This window comes from Marinococcus salis (genome assembly GCF_054971365.1).
Map to the genome: position 1 here is coordinate 12,944 of NZ_JBQOJB010000026.1, position 17,364 is coordinate 30,307.

At 47.4% G+C, this 17,364-nt stretch carries 11 protein-coding genes; 5 read left to right on the forward strand and 6 right to left on the reverse strand.

The genetic code is table 11. The annotated features are described in order from the left end of the window. Window positions 1–96: 96 nt before the first annotated feature. The 3 genes from ACTTK6_RS14920 to ACTTK6_RS14930 form a co-directional block, all read right to left on the reverse strand. Entirely contained in the window at window positions 97–1,317 is a 1,221-nt protein-coding gene (locus ACTTK6_RS14920) for an MFS transporter (protein WP_462833822.1), read from the reverse strand. Window positions 1,318–1,353: 36 nt separating this feature from the next. Continuing rightward, entirely contained in the window at window positions 1,354–1,950 is a 597-nt protein-coding gene (locus ACTTK6_RS14925) for a TetR/AcrR family transcriptional regulator (protein ID WP_462833823.1), read from the reverse strand. A 170-nt stretch (window positions 1,951–2,120) separates the two neighbouring features. Next, on the reverse strand, window positions 2,121–2,906 hold the full coding sequence (locus ACTTK6_RS14930) for an SDR family NAD(P)-dependent oxidoreductase (RefSeq protein WP_462833824.1): 786 nt from the start codon (window positions 2,904–2,906) through the stop codon (window positions 2,121–2,123). Window positions 2,907–3,111: 205 nt separating this feature from the next. Between ACTTK6_RS14930 and mqo the strand changes: the two genes are divergently transcribed. Continuing rightward, window positions 3,112–4,644: a malate dehydrogenase (quinone) gene (gene mqo / locus ACTTK6_RS14935; RefSeq protein WP_462833825.1), complete on the forward strand. Its 1,533-nt coding sequence runs from the start codon at window positions 3,112–3,114 to the stop codon at window positions 4,642–4,644. A gap of 68 nt (window positions 4,645–4,712) precedes the next feature. Here the strand turns inward: mqo and ACTTK6_RS14940 are convergent, their stop codons facing one another. Further along, window positions 4,713–5,798 carry a GGDEF domain-containing protein gene (locus ACTTK6_RS14940; RefSeq protein WP_462833826.1) on the reverse strand — a complete coding sequence of 362 codons (1,086 nt, stop codon included), beginning with the start codon at window positions 5,796–5,798 and terminating at the stop codon, window positions 4,713–4,715. Between the two features lie 218 nt (window positions 5,799–6,016). Here ACTTK6_RS14940 and ACTTK6_RS14945 point away from each other — a divergent pair, with 218 nt between their 5' ends. From ACTTK6_RS14945 to ACTTK6_RS14960, 4 genes are all read left to right on the forward strand, one after another. Further along, the gene (locus ACTTK6_RS14945) at window positions 6,017–6,790 is read left to right on the forward strand and encodes an MBL fold metallo-hydrolase (protein WP_462833827.1); all 774 of its coding nucleotides are present in this window, start codon (window positions 6,017–6,019) and stop codon (window positions 6,788–6,790) included. A gap of 393 nt (window positions 6,791–7,183) precedes the next feature. Continuing rightward, window positions 7,184–8,893: a gamma-glutamyltransferase family protein gene (locus ACTTK6_RS14950; protein ID WP_462833828.1), complete on the forward strand. Its 1,710-nt coding sequence runs from the start codon at window positions 7,184–7,186 to the stop codon at window positions 8,891–8,893. A 172-nt stretch (window positions 8,894–9,065) separates the two neighbouring features. Beyond that, a complete protein-coding gene (locus ACTTK6_RS14955) occupies window positions 9,066–10,907 on the forward strand; it encodes an alkaline phosphatase D family protein (protein ID WP_462833829.1) in 1,842 nt (613 codons plus the stop codon). A gap of 179 nt (window positions 10,908–11,086) precedes the next feature. After that, window positions 11,087–12,217, forward strand: coding sequence for a DUF418 domain-containing protein (locus ACTTK6_RS14960; protein ID WP_462833830.1), 1,131 nt, complete (start codon window positions 11,087–11,089; stop codon window positions 12,215–12,217). A gap of 507 nt (window positions 12,218–12,724) precedes the next feature. Here the strand turns inward: ACTTK6_RS14960 and ACTTK6_RS14965 are convergent. Continuing rightward, window positions 12,725–14,608, reverse strand: coding sequence for a nuclease-related domain-containing DEAD/DEAH box helicase (locus ACTTK6_RS14965; protein WP_462833831.1), 1,884 nt, complete (start codon window positions 14,606–14,608; stop codon window positions 12,725–12,727). Between the two features lie 41 nt (window positions 14,609–14,649). Beyond that, window positions 14,650–17,142 carry a UvrD-helicase domain-containing protein gene (locus tag ACTTK6_RS14970; protein WP_462833832.1) on the reverse strand — a complete coding sequence of 831 codons (2,493 nt, stop codon included), beginning with the start codon at window positions 17,140–17,142 and terminating at the stop codon, window positions 14,650–14,652. Between the last annotated feature and the right edge of the window lie 222 nt (window positions 17,143–17,364).

Here is a 17,364-nt window from a genome sequence, read left to right on the forward strand (position 1 = left end):
TTAAAGAAATGCCTTTCAAGTCTATATAACTCTAATGAAAAAGCCCTCCGGACTCCTGCCGGAGCGGAAGGCTTAAGCAGTATTCCACTAGTGCTTTTAATCGGTCTGCCGGAACTCCGGACTTCGCCATAGCAGCAGTCCGGTTAACAAAAGCCCGGTCACGGCGGTGTACATCAGTACCGTCTGGATCGGGATGGATGCTGCCACTAGAAATGAAATAAGCGCAAAGGCTATAGGTTCAAATCCGCTGGCTGCAAAGTTCACCAGACTCATCACCCGGCCGAGCTTGTTGTTGTCGGTTTTTTCCTGAATCATGGTAATCGTCGGCAGGTACACGAGCATCCCCGCGCCTCCCATGAGCGTAATCACAGCGACAAGCACAGGGAGCGCCTCCACCTGGCTGAATACAAGCAGGAGAATAAAGCTTGCCCCCATGGCCCCCAGCACCCAGCTTCCTCTTCGCTGCTTCAACGACCACGTAACGAGCAGCACGCTCAACAGAAAGGTGCCAGTCGAAAATCCTCCCTCTAATAAGCTTAACTGCCACGGAGCGCCTCCGAGCGCGCTAATGAGCATCGGAATGCTGATCAGAAGCGGTCCGATCATCAATAAATTAATCGTAATAATCACCATCGTGCCGGCACGGTGGATGCCTGACTGCCGCACATAAGCGAGGCCCTCCTTCAGATCCATCCAGGCGGTATGACGCCCGCTCCTCGCTTCCGGAACCGGGTCCTTTAAAAACGGCGGATAAATCAGAATGGTCGACAGCGCGATCAATCCAGCCGCTGCGGAAAACGAAAAGGCAAAGCCGCCGAAGGTTAATAACAGCCCTGCCCCCACCGGGCCGATAATAAACATCAGCTCCGTGGAGCCCTGATACCAGGAGTTCGCCTGCTGTAATTGATGCACCGGCACAATACTCGGAATCATGGCCGACGCTGCCGGGAAAAAGAACGCATCCAGGAAGCCAAAGATAAACGCCAGAATAATCAATGAAGTCGTCTGCAGGGCATCCTGCTGCACGAGCACCACCAGGACAATCATCACCGCCACCTGCATCGCATTCGTCGTAAACATGATGCGCGACTTCTGGATTTTATCCGCAAGCACCCCGCCATAAATCATCATGGCCACCCGCGGAATGGCGATCGTCATCATAACAACCCCGAGAATGGCCGGCTGCTGCATTTCATCGACAACAAACCAGGAAACGGACAAAAAGAAAATGGAAAAGCCAAGCATCACCGTCATGCCCGAGAGCCATACGAGCACAAACGTTTTATTTTTTAATAATGAAGTCCATGAATCAGCCATCTGTGCCCTCCTGTAAATTTCTGCTGCTTTTATTTATCACCCGGAAGCCTTAATCCCCCGCCAGAAGATTTGCCATATCCGGTCCACGTGGGTGCGGATTTGTTCTTTATTAAAATCGTAATAACGCGTGTCAAAATCCATGCCGCTCAGCAGGCATAAGTAGCTTTCCGTAATAAGATCACTCGCAAGCGACGCATCAATGGCCCCCTCGTCCTTTCCCTGCCGAATAACGGATTCAATATGCTGATCCGCAGCACTGCCGTGGTATTCCACCATCTGCTGCATTTTCGAAGCGAGCGCTGGAGGTGGAAAAAATAAAAACCGGTAATAAAACTGGCTGATCGTGTATTCGTCGTAATACACTTCAGCGAGCCGGTACAGTAACGTTTTCAGCTGGGTCTCCGCCGTTTCTGCTCCCAGAGCCTCTAACTCGCTGCGTACAATCTGGTTGTATTCAAGCACAGCTGTTTTCACCGTGGCCAAAAAAAGCGCCTCTTTGTTTGTAAAATGCGCATACAGCGAAGGTTTCTGCATGCCTATCTGTTTGGCAATCGCTGCAAGCGTCGTGCCTTCATAGCCCCGCTCTGTAAACAGCTCCAGACTTGCTTGGATTATGCGGTCGCGTGTTTCCATCAAATCATCACCTTTTTCATCTCTTTGCCTACCTAACGTTAGGTAAATTTAACATACGTATTGCTTTAATGCCAGCATCATTTTAAAAGCCGCATACACAAATAAAGCAAGGCTCTTGTACAGAGCCTTGCTTTACTATCGAATTTACAGTAGTAATCTTGGCACAGTCTTTATAAACTACCTGTCTGCTCTATTATGTCATCCATCTGTTTCACAAGCGCCTGGCGTTTTTCGCTGTCTCTGGCATCCGAATGCGGGTCACCGAAATCGCCGGCATCATTGTCATAATATTTGCCGGAGGCGTCCGCAAACGTTTCCGACAGCGCCGCCTGGTACAGGATATTTGCCCCGATGGTAATATCGCTGCCTTCGACGCCGAATGCCCGTTTCACCATTTTACTTCCGAGCAGGGAACCCGGATTCACCGCCACCATTACGGGGTCCACGCGCGGAGCGAGCTCCATCGTCCACATTGTGAGGGCGAGCTTGCTCTGGGCATAGGCTTCCCCGTCCTGGAGATGTTTGTTTCCTGAAAGTGCCTTCGAATCTACAGGCTTCTGCGCCGCAGAAGAGAGGTTTACGACGCGCCCCGACTCGTCCATCAGCGGCAACAGCTCGTTCGTCAGAATGTACGGGGCGAACGTATTCACTGCAAAGCGGATATCCAGGCCGTCTGCGGTGGTAGCGTCTGTCGCGTTATACACCCCGGCGTTATTAATGAGCACATCGAGATGACTGTGCTTGTTCGTGACTCCGAGAGCCAGGCTTCTTACCTCAGCCAGCTGGGACAGGTCCGCCACATACTGATCCGCCTGTGCGTTGCCGAGCTCTTCTGCCACATTTTCCAGCTTTTCCGCGCTGCGGCCGTGAAGCAGCACCTCGTGGCCCTCGTCCATCAGCATTTTCGCCGTTTCCATCCCGATGCCGTCGGTCGCTCCTGTAATTAAAATTTTCATCATGATCCCTCCAGTAAAATTCTATGAATTCTTCCGTTGTTTATTTGAATACTAGCATGCCCGCTCTTTCCCTTTATTCCCTGCATTGCTTCAGTCAAACTAAGGCGCCCGCCTCATCCTCTTTCTCGTTTTTCAGCAGCGAGTATGTTATGATATGTAAAGAGTCATCAGATGACCATACTACTTACCTTAACCGCTTTCAAAGATGGACCCACTTTTCATTTCAAAGGAGGAACACCCGATGCAACAAACTAACACTACGAGCGATGTAATTTTGATCGGCGCCGGCATCGTCAGTGCCACGCTTGCGACATTACTCAAAAAGCTGGAACCCGAGTGGCGCATTACGATTTTCGAAAAGCTCGACTCCGCCGGACAGGAAAGCTCAAATGAGTGGAACAACGCCGGCACCGGACATGCGGCTCTCTGTGAGCTGAATTACACTCCCGAGCAGCCGGATGGCTCTCTCAAGACCAGCCGGGCGATAGAAATTAATGAACAATTCCAGATCTCGAAGCAGCTCTGGGCGCACCTAGTGGAGCAGGGAGATCTTCAAAGCCCCGAGGAATTTATCCGTCCCCTCCCTCATATTAGCTTTGTCTACGGCGAGGAGCATGTGGAATTTCTGCGCAAACGGTTTGACGCGCTGGATGGCCATCCCCAGTTTGAAGGCATGGAATTTTCCGAAGATCCGGAGAGGATCAAAGAGTGGATTCCGTTGATGATGGAAGGACGCGACTCTGACGAACCGATAGCGGCCACGAAGGTCGACCACGGCACCGATATTAATTTCGGGGAACTGACCCGCCAGATGCTTGCCAACCTGGAAAAGCAGGATAATGTAGAAATCCGCTACAACCACTCTGTGGAAAATGTCGCCCAGCGAAGCGACGGCACGTGGGAAGTAACCGTAAAGAACCTAAATCAAGAATCACTCGAGGAGCATACCGCTTCCTTCGCCTTTATCGGTGCCGGCGGCGGCGCCCTGCCGCTGCTGCAGAAAACGGGCATCCCTGAAAGCAGGCACATTGGCGGCTTTCCGATCAGCGGCGAATTTCTCGTTTGTGACAATCCGGAGGTCGTTCAAAAGCACCACTCCAAGGTGTACGGCAAAGAGCCGGCCGGCACGCCTCCGATGACGGTACCGCACCTGGACCGCCGTCACATCGAAGGCAGGGACACGCTGCTGTACGGCCCGTTCGCCGGGTTTACACCTAAGTTTTTGAAGCAGGGATCCCCGCTGGATCTGTTCGGGTCGGTTAAACCGTCGAACGTGCTGACCCTGCTTGCAGCCGGCGCCAAAAACACGCCGCTGCTTAAATACCTTGCCCAGCAGCTGACCCAGTCCAAGGAAGACCGGATGAAAGAACTGCGCAACTTTGTGCCGAATGCCTCCAGTGACGACTGGAATCTTCTTGTGGCCGGCCAGCGTGTACAGCTGATCGAGGATACTGAAGAGGGCGGCCGGGGCGCCCTGCAGTTCGGTACCAAGCTGATTCATGCCCAGGACCGCACGATGGCGGCGCTGCTCGGTGAATCACCGGGCGCATCCGTGTCCGTATCGATCATGCTTGAAGTATTAAACAAGTGCTTCCCCGACCATCTGGAGGCCTGGGAGCCAAAACTCAAAGAAATTATTCCGTCCTACGGCCGCTCGCTCGAGGACAACCCGGAGCTGCTGGAGATGGTGCACGACTCCACGTCACGCACCCTCCGGCTGACCGAGGCCGTAACGTAAGACCCTTTCATGCACGTAATAAAACATCACCCGCCGATTGGCAGGTGATGTTTTTTGGATTCTCTGGCTTAAGCAGGAGCTTCTGCAAAACAGACACGATTCCGCCCCTGTCTTTTCGCCTGGTACAAAGCTTCGTCGGACGCATCATACAGGTGCTGGATTTGTGGTTCTGTCTCCGGGTAGGTGGAAACTCCGACAGAAACGGTAACATTCAGGGCATCCGGAACTTGATGAAGCTGAAAAGAGGCTTCCTCCACATTTAACCGAATTCGTTCAGCAATGATTAATGCCTGGGCGCTAGTGCAGTCATGCAGCAAAATGCTGAATTCTTCCCCGCCAACGCGAAACGCCACATCGTTCGAGCGGATGGACGCTTCGAGGATTTCACTAAGCTGGGTTAAGACCGCGTCTCCTTCCGAATGGCCGTACGTATCATTGATTGATTTAAAATGATCGATATCAAGAACCAAAAGCGACAGCGACCGGGGGCTGTCGGTGTATTCCGCTTCGGTCTGCTGGATCATTTCCTGAAACGCCCGTTTATTGTACAAACTGGTCAGACCATCCCGGTAAGCCTGATCCTGGTAGCGCCGGAACAGCTCATTCACCTGGGTCAGGTGGGTAAACATATAGACGGCCACAGACGTGCCGACCACCGAGGCCAGCAGGTACATACCGGAGGCGGGCAGCCACTGGCCGGTCGGCAGGAGAATGGCCAGCGTAACAGCGATGTATCCATTGGTGGTGAGGACCATCCATGCTGCCTGCACCCACACATTTTTTACAAGCTTGTGTACCAGCAGGCAGGAAAAGACGGTCGCAATAATCAGAATGATCGCAGCGACTGAAGACATGCTGACACCGATAACCAGCCGCCCTGTCACGATCATTAGGCCCGCTATTACGGTCGGAATCCATCCCCCAAAAATAGCCATTAACGTAATGGGCACCATCCGTAAGTCAATGATGGTCGTGTCGCTTAACGGAATGCTGTAAGCGAGTAAAATCAGCCCGAGCACCCCGCTGAAAACTCCGGCAAATAGTTTTTGGCCGAGCGACGAAGACTCCCGCAGCGGGACCTGATAAAATATACGGTGGAATAAAAAAATAAACGAGACGAGTATAGTGATGTTAATAAAAAATCCTGATAGCATAATAACCTCCACGCAATTGGATCCTTTTTCCAGTTATCTACCAGCTTTCTTATTCAATATACCATTTTCTTCATAGATTGCCTGTACAAGCCAAGTGCCGGGCAGCAATTTTATAACTATGACCTATACTTTATGCAGCTTCCGCTGGGGCTTAAGTACAACAAACGGTAAAATGTATTACAATCATTTATATTATTATTTAGAAGGAGTTTTTCCGAATGAATATCCAGCCGATCCGGAACGCGACGCTCATTGTGGAATACGCGGGCAAAAAGTTTTTAGTCGATCCATATTTAGGGGAAAAAGGCGCCTACCCGCCACTGCCGAACCCGGCGCCTCACGCACCGGACGGAGACCAGAACAATCCGGTCGCCAAACTGCCGGTTTCGCTGCAGGAAATCACCGCAGGCATTGATGCCATTATTGTTACGCACACGCACCAGGACCACTGGGACGAGGCCGCAAAGGAAGCCTTGCCTAAGAACCTTCCACTTTTCACCCAAAATGCAGACGAAGCAGAGGCCATTCGGAGCGACGGCTTTCAGAACGTCGAGGTACTGCACGAGGACACCGTCTTTGAAGGGATAGCCTTAAGCAAAACGAAGGGCGAGCACGGCCGCGGCGACATTCTTAAAATTGCTGGACCGGTGTGCGGCGTCGTGTTCAGCCACAAATCAGAGCAAACGTTATATGTGGCCGGTGACACCGTCTGGTACGAGGGCGTCCAGGAAGCGATAAACCTCCACCAGCCGGACCTCATCGTGGTCAATGCCGGAGACAACCAGATCGCCGAGGGCGGTTCGCTTGTGATGGGGAAAGAAGACGTGTACGAATTGCAGCAGGCCACTCCCGACGCGAAAATCATTGCCGTGCACATGGAAGCAGTGAACCACTGGACGTTATCGAAGGAAGAATTAAAGACATTCGCTGAAGACAGAGGCATTTCGGCAAACGTTTTGGTGCCGGACGATGGAGACATTTATCGTTATTAGATAAAGGGTGCAGGATTAACTTTACTGTTACCCGCTCACATGTGTTTGGAAATAAATGAACCCCTGCATACAGCCTGCAGGGTTTTTTTGTGACGAGAGGTTTCTGCGCCTCTCTAATGGTGAAAATATCTGCCAATCTGGTCTCCCCGGGCTTTTAATCCAGGGATTTTAGGGAATAAGCTTAATATTACAACAAGAGGAGTCGCCCAGCTCACTACATATGTATTTCCACTGCCCGCCCAACGTCTTGCTCTCTTCTGCTCCTTATAGGCATCGGCATTCATTTGAAGCTAACCCATCATTTAAAATTATTTATCCTGTTTGACACCTGCTCAGCAGGAAGTGGCCGGCACGAAGCAGAATCAAGCAGGAACCGGGAAAGGAGAATGATGCATGGATACCAGAAGGGTGATAGCTGTCCGGAAAAAAGTCCTCTCCCCCTCTTTCGATCACGTCCGCCGCTTCGTCCCTGCCGCAGCCGTTCTGTCCTTATTTGTGATCGGCGGATGTTCGTCAGAGGAAGAGAGTGAAAATGAAAGCGCGCCCCCGGAGGAGAATGCTCCCGAGGAAAACGAAGAAACGGAGGACGTTGCCGAGGCACCGGATGGGCCCTCCGACTACGGGGTGAGCGCCGGGCATCCGGAGGCGGTCGAAGCCGGCATGGAGGTGCTCGATAATGGCGGAAACGCAGCCGATGCCGCTGTCGCCGCCGCTTACGCGGTCTCGGTGGTCGAGCCGTTTGCTTCCGGGATCGGCGGAGGCGGGTCGGTGCTGATCCAGGAGCAGGGTGAAGCCCCGCAGGCGTATGATTACCGTGAAGTCGTGCCCGAGAGTGGCATCCCCTCCTCCGACATCGGCGTGCCCGGTTTTACCGCCGGCATGAACAAATTCCACGCTGACTACGGCACGGCGGAATGGGAGGAGCTGCTTGATCCTGCGGTCACGCTCGCCGACAGCTCGGAGGTCTCCGGGCTGCTGGCGGAGCAGCTCGAATCGGGAGAAAGCAGGCTTCCTGTGAGTGAACTGAGCCATTTCTATCCGGACGGCGAGCCCCTCGAAGCCGGCGCTACCGTGGAACAGGACGAACTCGCCGACACCCTGCGCGATATCCGTGATAATGGAAGCGATACTTTGTATGAAGGAGAGGCCGGGCAGTCGCTCGCGTCTCAAATCGAAGGCATTGATGCCGCTTCGCTTGAAGCGTTTGAGGTCAGCCAAAACGACCCGTCTGTGGGGACGTACGCGGGCTATGACATTATCGGCGCCGCCCCGCCTCTTCCCGGCATCAGCGTCATTCAGATGCTGCATATGCTTGAGGAAAAGAACAGCATGGAAGCAGGACGGGAAAGCACGGACTTTATCCACGACACCGCCATGTCCTGGAGACTCGCCTCCCAGTTTATTGAAACGGACTACGGCGATCCGAATTTTGTCGATGTGCCGGTGGATGAACTGACGGACCCGGCACGTAACGTGGAGCTGGCTGCGGAAATTTCCGATGACAGCATGATCTCCGAAGAGGAAGCCTCCTCCTACACAGGAGACCCCAACACGACCCACATTACGGTCGTGGACGAGGAAGGGACGTTTGTGTCGATGACCAATACGCTCACCAACTTCTGGGGCTCCGGAGAGTATGCCGACGGCTATTTTCTGAACAACCAGATGGACCGGTTCGACATTGGCGAAGGCAGCGTCAATGAACCGGAGCCGGGACGGCGCTCGGTGACGTGGTCGTCTCCGATGCTTGTGGCCAATGACGACGGGCCGGTGCTTGGCATCGGCAGCCCGGGCGGCGAACGGATTCCGATTATGCTCACGCAGGTGATTGCCGACTGGGCAGAGAACGATGCCAGCCTCGAGGAAGCTGTCGAAGCCCCGCGCTTTCATCTGGATGGTGACGAACTTGTGATGGAAGAGCCCCCTGAAACGGAGCAGCGCGAGGAGCTGCTTGCGATTGGGTACGAGGATATTCGTGAACAGCCGACGCCGCTCTACTTCGGGTCGATTCAGGCATTGGCCCTGGACCAGGAGACCGGGGAGCTGTCCGGGGCCAGAGATCCGAGGCGGGAAGCAGACTGGCAGAGCAATGCTCCGGAGTAAATACGGCCTGCCGGACTCCCGGCTCCTTCATTTATATCTGATTTCACCGCCCTTCAGGTTTTATCACAATCATTTCTGTTAATGATAAAAAAGGTATATATTTGTTAAAGAAAGGCGATTTTTCATCAATTCAAACCGCCAGTAAAAACGAAACAATCTAGGAGGCACCATATTGTATTTTAATGATTCAGTCAGGGACGATGAAAACAGGACTCCTTTCCCCGAGTGCTTTCTTACCGGCTCGGCCTTCAAGGTGGTTGATGGTTCATCCGATATAGAAATGAAAACGTATGGCGCCACCCAGCCGGCGGGAAAAGGGTTTCCCCAATCGGTCGCTTCCGGCGACCCCACCTCCTCTGGAATGATGCTTTGGACTAGAGTAGATCCTTCGTTAGAGGCAGGGGCCTCCGATACCGAGATCGGCGGAGAAGGCTTCGAGTGGCCGGACAAGCCGCACGACAAAAACAACTCTTCTTTCGCGGACCTCATCGACCAGGGAAAAGCTGTAATGTTTCAGGTAAGCACCCATCCGGATTTTTCTTTCGTAGAATTGAGAGGATTTTCCCCAGTATGGAAGGACCATGACCATGTGGTCCGCATGGATCTGGATGGACTGCTGCACCCTAATGAGGCCTACTATTACCGTTTTATCACCAGGAGCGGCCTGGTGAGCAACGTCGGCCGATGCCGTACGCTTCCGCCGGAGGGCAGTGACTGCCCCGCAGCCACCATCGGCTACGTGTCCTGCCAGGATTACACGAGCGGCTATTTCAACGCACTGGCTCACCTGGCGGACGAGCAGCTGGATTTCTTTTTGCACCTTGGGGATTACATCTACGAAGCCGCCGGAGAGGCCTCATACCAAACCGGCTTGGAAGCAAGGCAGATCACCCTTCCAAGCGGTGAAGACAAAGCGTTCACCCTGGAGGATTACCGCCACCTGTACAACGTGTACCGCACAGACCCCGATCTGCAAAAGCTGCACGAAAATCATGCCATGGTGGCCACCTGGGACGACCATGAATTTGCCAACGACGCCTACGCCCCGGCGGTCGCTCCGGATGACAGCCTGGAGCCTGACCCAAAGCGGCGCCATTCGGCGAACAGCGCCTGGCTGGAATATATGCCTTCGAGGGTATATGTCCCGTCCCGCTCATCATCCAGTAATGCCCTGAAGCTGTACCGGTCGATGACTATTGGCGATCTTGCTACGCTGTATATTACGGACGAGCGCGCTTACCGGGATGCTCATCCCTGCGGCGAACAGGAGCTGGAGCGCTATTTCACCGATGGCTGCGAAAACATTCACAGCCCCGACCGGTCCATGCTTGGCAGGGAGCAGAAGGATTGGTTTCTCGGTGAATTAAAAAATTCCAGCAGCTTCTGGAACATTTGGGCCAACCAGGTGCAAATCACCCAGCTGAAATTTTTGGGCAGGTACATTAATCTTGACGCCTGGGACGGGTTTGCACACGAACGGCAGGCTATCGCCCGGACAGTCATGAACGAAGGCATCCAGAATTTCCTTGCGCTGACAGGCGATTTTCATAGCTTTGAAGCGTCTTATCTGCAGGAGGACTACAGCCGGGACGGTCATAAATTCGGAGTGGAGTTGATGGTGGGGTCTGTGACGTCGAGCAACCTGAACGAAATGGTGCAGAAAAACCTGAATAACCTGTTCGACCACACGAGCCCCCTGCCTCAAAACGCGACGCTCGAAATCTTTCGCACCTTTCTGCCGGACGCGTTAAGCAAACGCATCATTCCGACAGAGTTTCTGTTTAAAGAGCTGCAGAATGCCATCAAAATTGAAAATCCGTGGATTGAATTATTCGACAGCACCTCCCACGGCTACGCCCTTTTGGAACTTTCGAAATCCAGGGCGCTCTGGACAGCCTATGCTGTGGACAGTATCGAAGAAAAGCAGGCGTCTAAATCCCTGCTGCTTCAATGCGAGATTCCGAACGGGGAAGCAGCAATTAACGTGAAAGAGAAAAACAGCCTTTTCGGCTAAGCATGCGGCCCGGTTTTACGAATAATGGTGACGCAAGTTCTCCCGGAGTGAATAAAGCCTGCCCGACTTCCGGCCCTTTATTTTCTGCCTGAGTTTCGTATATCCTCTATGAGGGTTCTTTGCCCTATCTTAGATCAGCATCCCAGTATAAGTTCCCTTTGCAGAAAGTAGGTTTTGTTATGATAACTCCCCAGGGCAGCACTCAGGGCCCACGCATAGACATACTCGATCAAATACGCGGCTTCGCCCTGTTTGCGATTTTTATCGTCAATATCTTCGGGCTGGCGTTAGCGGACCCGGCCAACCCAACCTGGCTGGGCAGCTCTATTCACACAGCCGTCGCCATCGTATTCGAGGACAGCGCCCGGCCGCTGTTTGCGATGATGTTTGGCATAAGCCTCGTACTTATTTACAGCCGGCTGTACGCGAAGGGCACAAATCCCTACCCTACCCTTGTCCGGCGGCTCGTGATACTGTTTTTCGTTGGAGGGCTGCACGGCTACTTTATATGGGCGGGTGACATTCTGCTTATGTACGCTTCCGCAGGACTTGTGCTGCTCACCTGTCTCCGGCTGCCAGCCAGCTGGCTGCTGGGACTGGCGTTCCTGTTCTGGCTCGGCTATTCCACCGGAGTCGACCTCCTGGATGGCTATACCTCTTTTCAGATGGACCCGGAGCAGTGGATGAAGGACGCCCTGCCGAAGGATCAAACGTATCCGACCGGCGTGGAATACCTGCTGATTGAATGGTCGACGATGATCGATCATCTCGGCTATTTCTTTTTTGGGATGTACGCGTACCGAAGCGGCATCTTTTCAAGAGCCCTGGACGATCGCGACCGTAAATGGCGGCTAGCCGTCCTCTTTCTCCTTGTTGGGCTTTTGGGAAAAGCCGCTTTGTACGCCGGAGCCGCCAGTCCGCTGGTCGCTCATCTTGATGATGTGTACGCATTTTTGGTGAGCTTAGGGGTGGGCCTCGGGCTGCTGTTAGCCGGCACGAGCCAAAAAAGCATCTCCATGTTTCTCATCCCGTTTACCGCCGTCGGGAAATTGACCTTTACCCATTACCTGCTGCAGTCGGTCATTTTCGTAAGCCTGTTCCGGGAGAGCGGCCGGACGTTTTTTAACGGCATGGGCATTTGGGACCCTCCGGGCTACGTGTTCGCACTATTCATTGGCCTGCTTGTATTTGCCGCCCAGCTGCTCGCCAGCCCGCTGTGGCTGAAATACTTTTACTACGGCCCGCTGGAGTGGGTATGGCGGATCGGAACGCACATGAAATGGGTGCCGATGATTCGGAAGCGGTCGTAAATGAGCTGGAAATTTGCTGTGCTCTTTTACAAATTCGAAATATATGAATAAAAGTAACCCCGACGCATTCCGGCGCCGGGGTTCCGTATATTGGTTATTTTCATTGTCTACGGGCGGGAAGCAATCCAAAACTAAAATCGAGCTATTTTTTAGACTAATAAGTATTAGTTTGTAATAATCTGAAATATGATTTTAATTAATTTATTAGCATTGAAAAGAAAAATAGCAAAAACAATAAAAGAACTACGACCAATGATATTAATAGCACCCAAGCAGAAATATATGTTCTTTACTACCGTTCATTCCATACCCTATACAAATTATCAAACCCACGATTATTGCTCCTATCAGTTCCAATAATTACTCTCTTCATATTCAACCATTCTCTAAATAAAACCCTTTTACAAAACTAAATAAATTAATCAATAAAATTAAAATGACTAAAAACACAGGAATTTTTGCTGGAACTTCTGTATTTTTAGCCAAACTCATACTTGAATTTTGCGCTCACGGTGAATCAAATGAAGATTTTAAATAGTTATAGGCAGGAAGATAATTCAAGCAATTAAACGAATACTCTCCTGACTCCGCTTTTCCTTTCACACGGGACATACTAATAAATAGGGCATCTTTTATTGCTTGACGGTTTGGTTCTTTAAAGAAGATATATTCATTTTCATAATTAGTACTTGGAGAATCCAAAACTAAAATAATGTTGGGAGTCTGCCATCCTTTATAACTATGGTAAGAACTTATTTTAAGTCGGCCGGTCCCTCCTTGGAACTTCCATTTTTCACTACGACGACGCTCTTGGTCTTTTTCTTTTTGTAAATCGTATACATGCGAAGTTTTTACACCTTTATCTTCAAAGTATTCTACGATTTCAGCGCCAGTGTTTTCGTTAGTAGTGAGAATTGTAATGTCTTCCCAATCATTGGATGGTCTTAATAAATCAACATGATAAGCAATTTGTTTTAATTTTTCTGTAGTTAATTTTGCATTGTAATTATGCCAAGAAGCCGATTCCGTCAAATTTAATTGTTCTTCCTCAGGCACTAGGATTTCGTCTTCTTTAATTTGTAACTGTTGGCGAATAGTATGAATTTTTTGGACCATCATATTAGGCACACGGTGAGTATATTTTAAATTTCCCGGTTTTCCTTTAAAACCAATATTTTTGATTTGATAAGAGTCTTCGATCCATACTCCATGCTCAAACAAGTCCTGGGCTTTATCATATACTATAAATATTTCGCCTTCCTCAGTGAAAAACTGTTTTAAAAAGTGAATCCATTCGCCTTTAAAGTCCTGACCCTCGTCAATTAAAATATAGTCATAATTAAAATGCTCTTTTTTTATATTTTCAGTTAAATATTGATTAATAGCATCTAGCCACTTATTAGTAAAATTTTCATTTGTTTCTTCAATATTTGTTTCTATTTCGTGTTCTGTCATAAATATTTTTAGAAAGTCATGAAAATGAATAATCGTTAAATCTTCTCGCAATTTTTTACGTTCGCCTTCATACTCGCCTCGACCAAATTGCTGACTGCACAGGTCTCTTAGGTAATGGCGCAGTGTGATATTAAACGTTAAAAGTAGTACTCGCTTATTATAATCGTTTTTTAAAGCATTTACCGCTTTCTCTGCCAGGACTAATGATTTTCCAGAGCCAGCAACCCCGCTCCATCTGCGTATCGAACCAGGTTTCACTTGTAAGGGAACCCTTTGGCTCCCATTTAATATGAATGGCTGGCTTCTTTCATAATTATAATCTGCATATTGTAAATGCATATATAATTCTTGGACTAACTCTCTTAAAAGAAATCCATTTCTGTTGAACTTTGAATTATTCATGAATAAAGGGTAGGTATGATCATTAGGGTTTAACCGGTTATTTGACTCATTGATGTAATCAGCATCTTTTCTCGTCCAAATCTTCGTATATCCCCTTTTATCATTGCAAAATTTTGAAGCTTCCGATTTTGAAGCTTCATGAAAATACACTACCGTATCTATACAACCATAGTAATTATGAAAATTTTCAGCCAAGTAAATACTATTAACTGCTTCAGATTTCAAAATCCATTTCTTATAATTTTCTACTTGATTTACTGGATCTTTTCGATGCCGGTGTCCATTTGTACCACGGATATAACCTCCATTTTCATAAATATCCAAGCCTAAATTCCAGTCTTTTACTTCTATAACGATTATTCCTCGCTCAGGATGCAGCAAAACAAAGTCTGGTTTCGCTGAATTTATATGTGGTTGCTCAAATATAGTCCATCCATCAAAGCGCGGGCTATTTTGAAAAATATTTAATAAATACTCTTCTCCATTTGTTCTCGGATCGTTTGGATTAAAATTCTCAATTACTTCAGCAGGCATAATTATTCCTCCAAAATTTATTTCTAAAGTTAAATAAATATTTATATTTTCATTCTTTCTTGGATATATTTTTCTCTCATATGATCATTATGTTGTTCAGAATAATAGTCAATCGCACTTTCGATTAATTTCTCATTTAATTTTTCCGGGTTTTCTAACAATTCTTCAAGCATGTGATGAATCATTGCATTCTCTCCGCCTAATTTGTAGCGCTCTAAAGCTTTAACATAATTACCGCTTCTTCGGTAATAAATTGCGCTCCCCGACCATTTTTTGATTTTATCAAAGTGTTTAACTTTATAAGCATTTATGGTCTCTTCCCAATCAATGTTCTGTTTATTTTCTTTAATACGGCTATATTTTTTCGCCATTTTTATAATTTGTTCATATTCACCGAGAGCGTCCCAGCATTCAATGGCTTCATGAAGCATATTTACACTTTCAAAAATTTCGGCCGCCTGCTCAAATTCGAATTCTTCTTTTGATAGATGTGCTGTACATACCCACATAAAATGTTGAATATCTGTATCTGGCTTAGCTTTTCGATAACAGTCTAATGCTTGTTCATATTTACCTTTTTCGAATAAATAATTACCCTGGGCTTTCCAGTCCTCTTCATTAAATTCGGTCTTGCCTTCTATATTTATTTCATTTTTTATTTCAAGATTTTCGCGTATATCATTTATGTCCCAAACTGTAGATGGAAGCTTTCCATCGTATATTTGACATTGATTTATCCCCCGCGTAATTGCTACATATAATAAACTTGCTTCATACCTGATAAACCTTTGTTGAATATTATCCAAATTGGTTACATTAATGTCTTTATCAATAATTCTTTTTATTCTTTTCCATCGCGATTCATAGTCATTCGATTCTTCATACATTTTCCATATGAATACTTTTTTAAATTCCAATCCTTTAGCTTCATTCACACTAAATATTAAGGGCTTGTCCAGATTATTTTGTTCTAAAAGGTGATGAAGTTCTTTTTTATGGCCTGTACCCCTGACCAACACTGCATCATAAGGACCAAAAGAGCTCATAAAATCAATAATTTTCGTTTCTTCTATATTTTCGTATAAAATAGGTTTGGAACCGAAATTATGGTACTCTTCGCTTTTTGTTTTATAACGAAATTCAGTGTATTTTGTCTGAAGCTGATTAACAGAATCAGCAAGAAGAGCAATAGTACCGCTATTACGATAATTTTTGGATAGTTTAACGATATCTTTTACCTTTGTGTTTAAATCATTGTGTAAGGCATTTTTTATATTTTCCCACCTGAAACCACTATAGTGAACAACCTGATGGTCGTCTCCCGTTAACATAAGTCGTTGGGGTTCATTATCTGCAAATTTAAATATTACTTTTAAATGAAGGGGCGTTAAATCCTGGATCTCATCTGCTATCACTAAATCATAAGTTTTTAAATCCTGAGCAAGTATTTCAAATAATAGATCCTGTTCATCTACCATATGATTGGCTTTTAATAGATCCTTATACCACTCATATATTTTGTAAGCTTCAGAACGTTTACTATAAAAATTTGGAGCTTCTTTCTCTGAGAGACTCATGTATTCGTCTAACGTGATATCTATTTTTCCATCAACAAGTCGCCTTTTCCAAACTCCCCGGAGTTCCTCCCACACCATAAGAGCCGGGAATTCTTTTTCCTTGTTACTTCCTCTGGCAAATTTTTTATATTCATGAATAAGACGATTTTGAGTCGAAACCGCCTGATACTCGTCCAATTTGTATTTTTTCAGTACATCATCAAAAGTCATGAATGTGGTGTTTTCCATAAAAGTGCTTTCGTCATCTAATCCGTAAACCAGTTTTTGAAACTGCAGTTTAGCTTCTTCACATAATTCGCGACTATACGTTATATACAGCTTTTGAAGCTCAGGCCGTACTAATAACTTGTATATCGCAATAGTAGTCTTCCCACTCCCTGCAGTTCCTGACATTAAAACCGGCAACGGGGTTTCTAATACTTCTTGTTGTTCTTTATGAAGAGCGAGTTTTAATTCCCACATTTCTTCTGTTCCCAAATCGTTCGTTTTCATCAGCCTTATAATTGTGTCTTCATCTACTTCATACTTTTTCAAATTAATAAATTCATTATGATGCATTGGCTGGTTCCAGTATTTTTTTGTATTTACTACTAAATCCTCCACGTTCTCTTCTTCAGCTTCTTCGAGTTCATAATGACTCACTTCATAATTTTCATTCAAAATAGTTCGGGCAGTACGTATTACATCATCATGTTGGAGAGCTAAGTGAAAAATTACTAGGGCACTTTTTTCATCCTTAGTCGGATAAAAAGAAAACAGCATACGCTTTGCCTCGTCTATACGAGCTTCAAATACAAGACGATCACTGCTCAAAGCTTTTAACTTTTTCACTCTTGTGCCGTTTTGCCATTGTCCTGCTTCAAGCGATTTAATACGTTTATTAATCTGTTCTAATTCTTCTGTATTTTTTTTATTCAATTCTTTTTTTGCTGTCTCTGCCAAAAAAACTTCAAACATACAATCACCTCTTATTGCAAAATTATTAAACAGGACAAATAAAAATTTTTATAAATCATGTCCTTTTTCCTACTTATATCGTAATAAATTCCTGTTTTTTTACATTTAAAGAATAAATTTTAGTTAAAAAGTATCGTATTAAATGGGCTCAACACCAAAATATGTTCTTGACCCTTCAATACTGCACCCGCTTGTCGTTACACTCTAAAAGCAGGCGTTGTT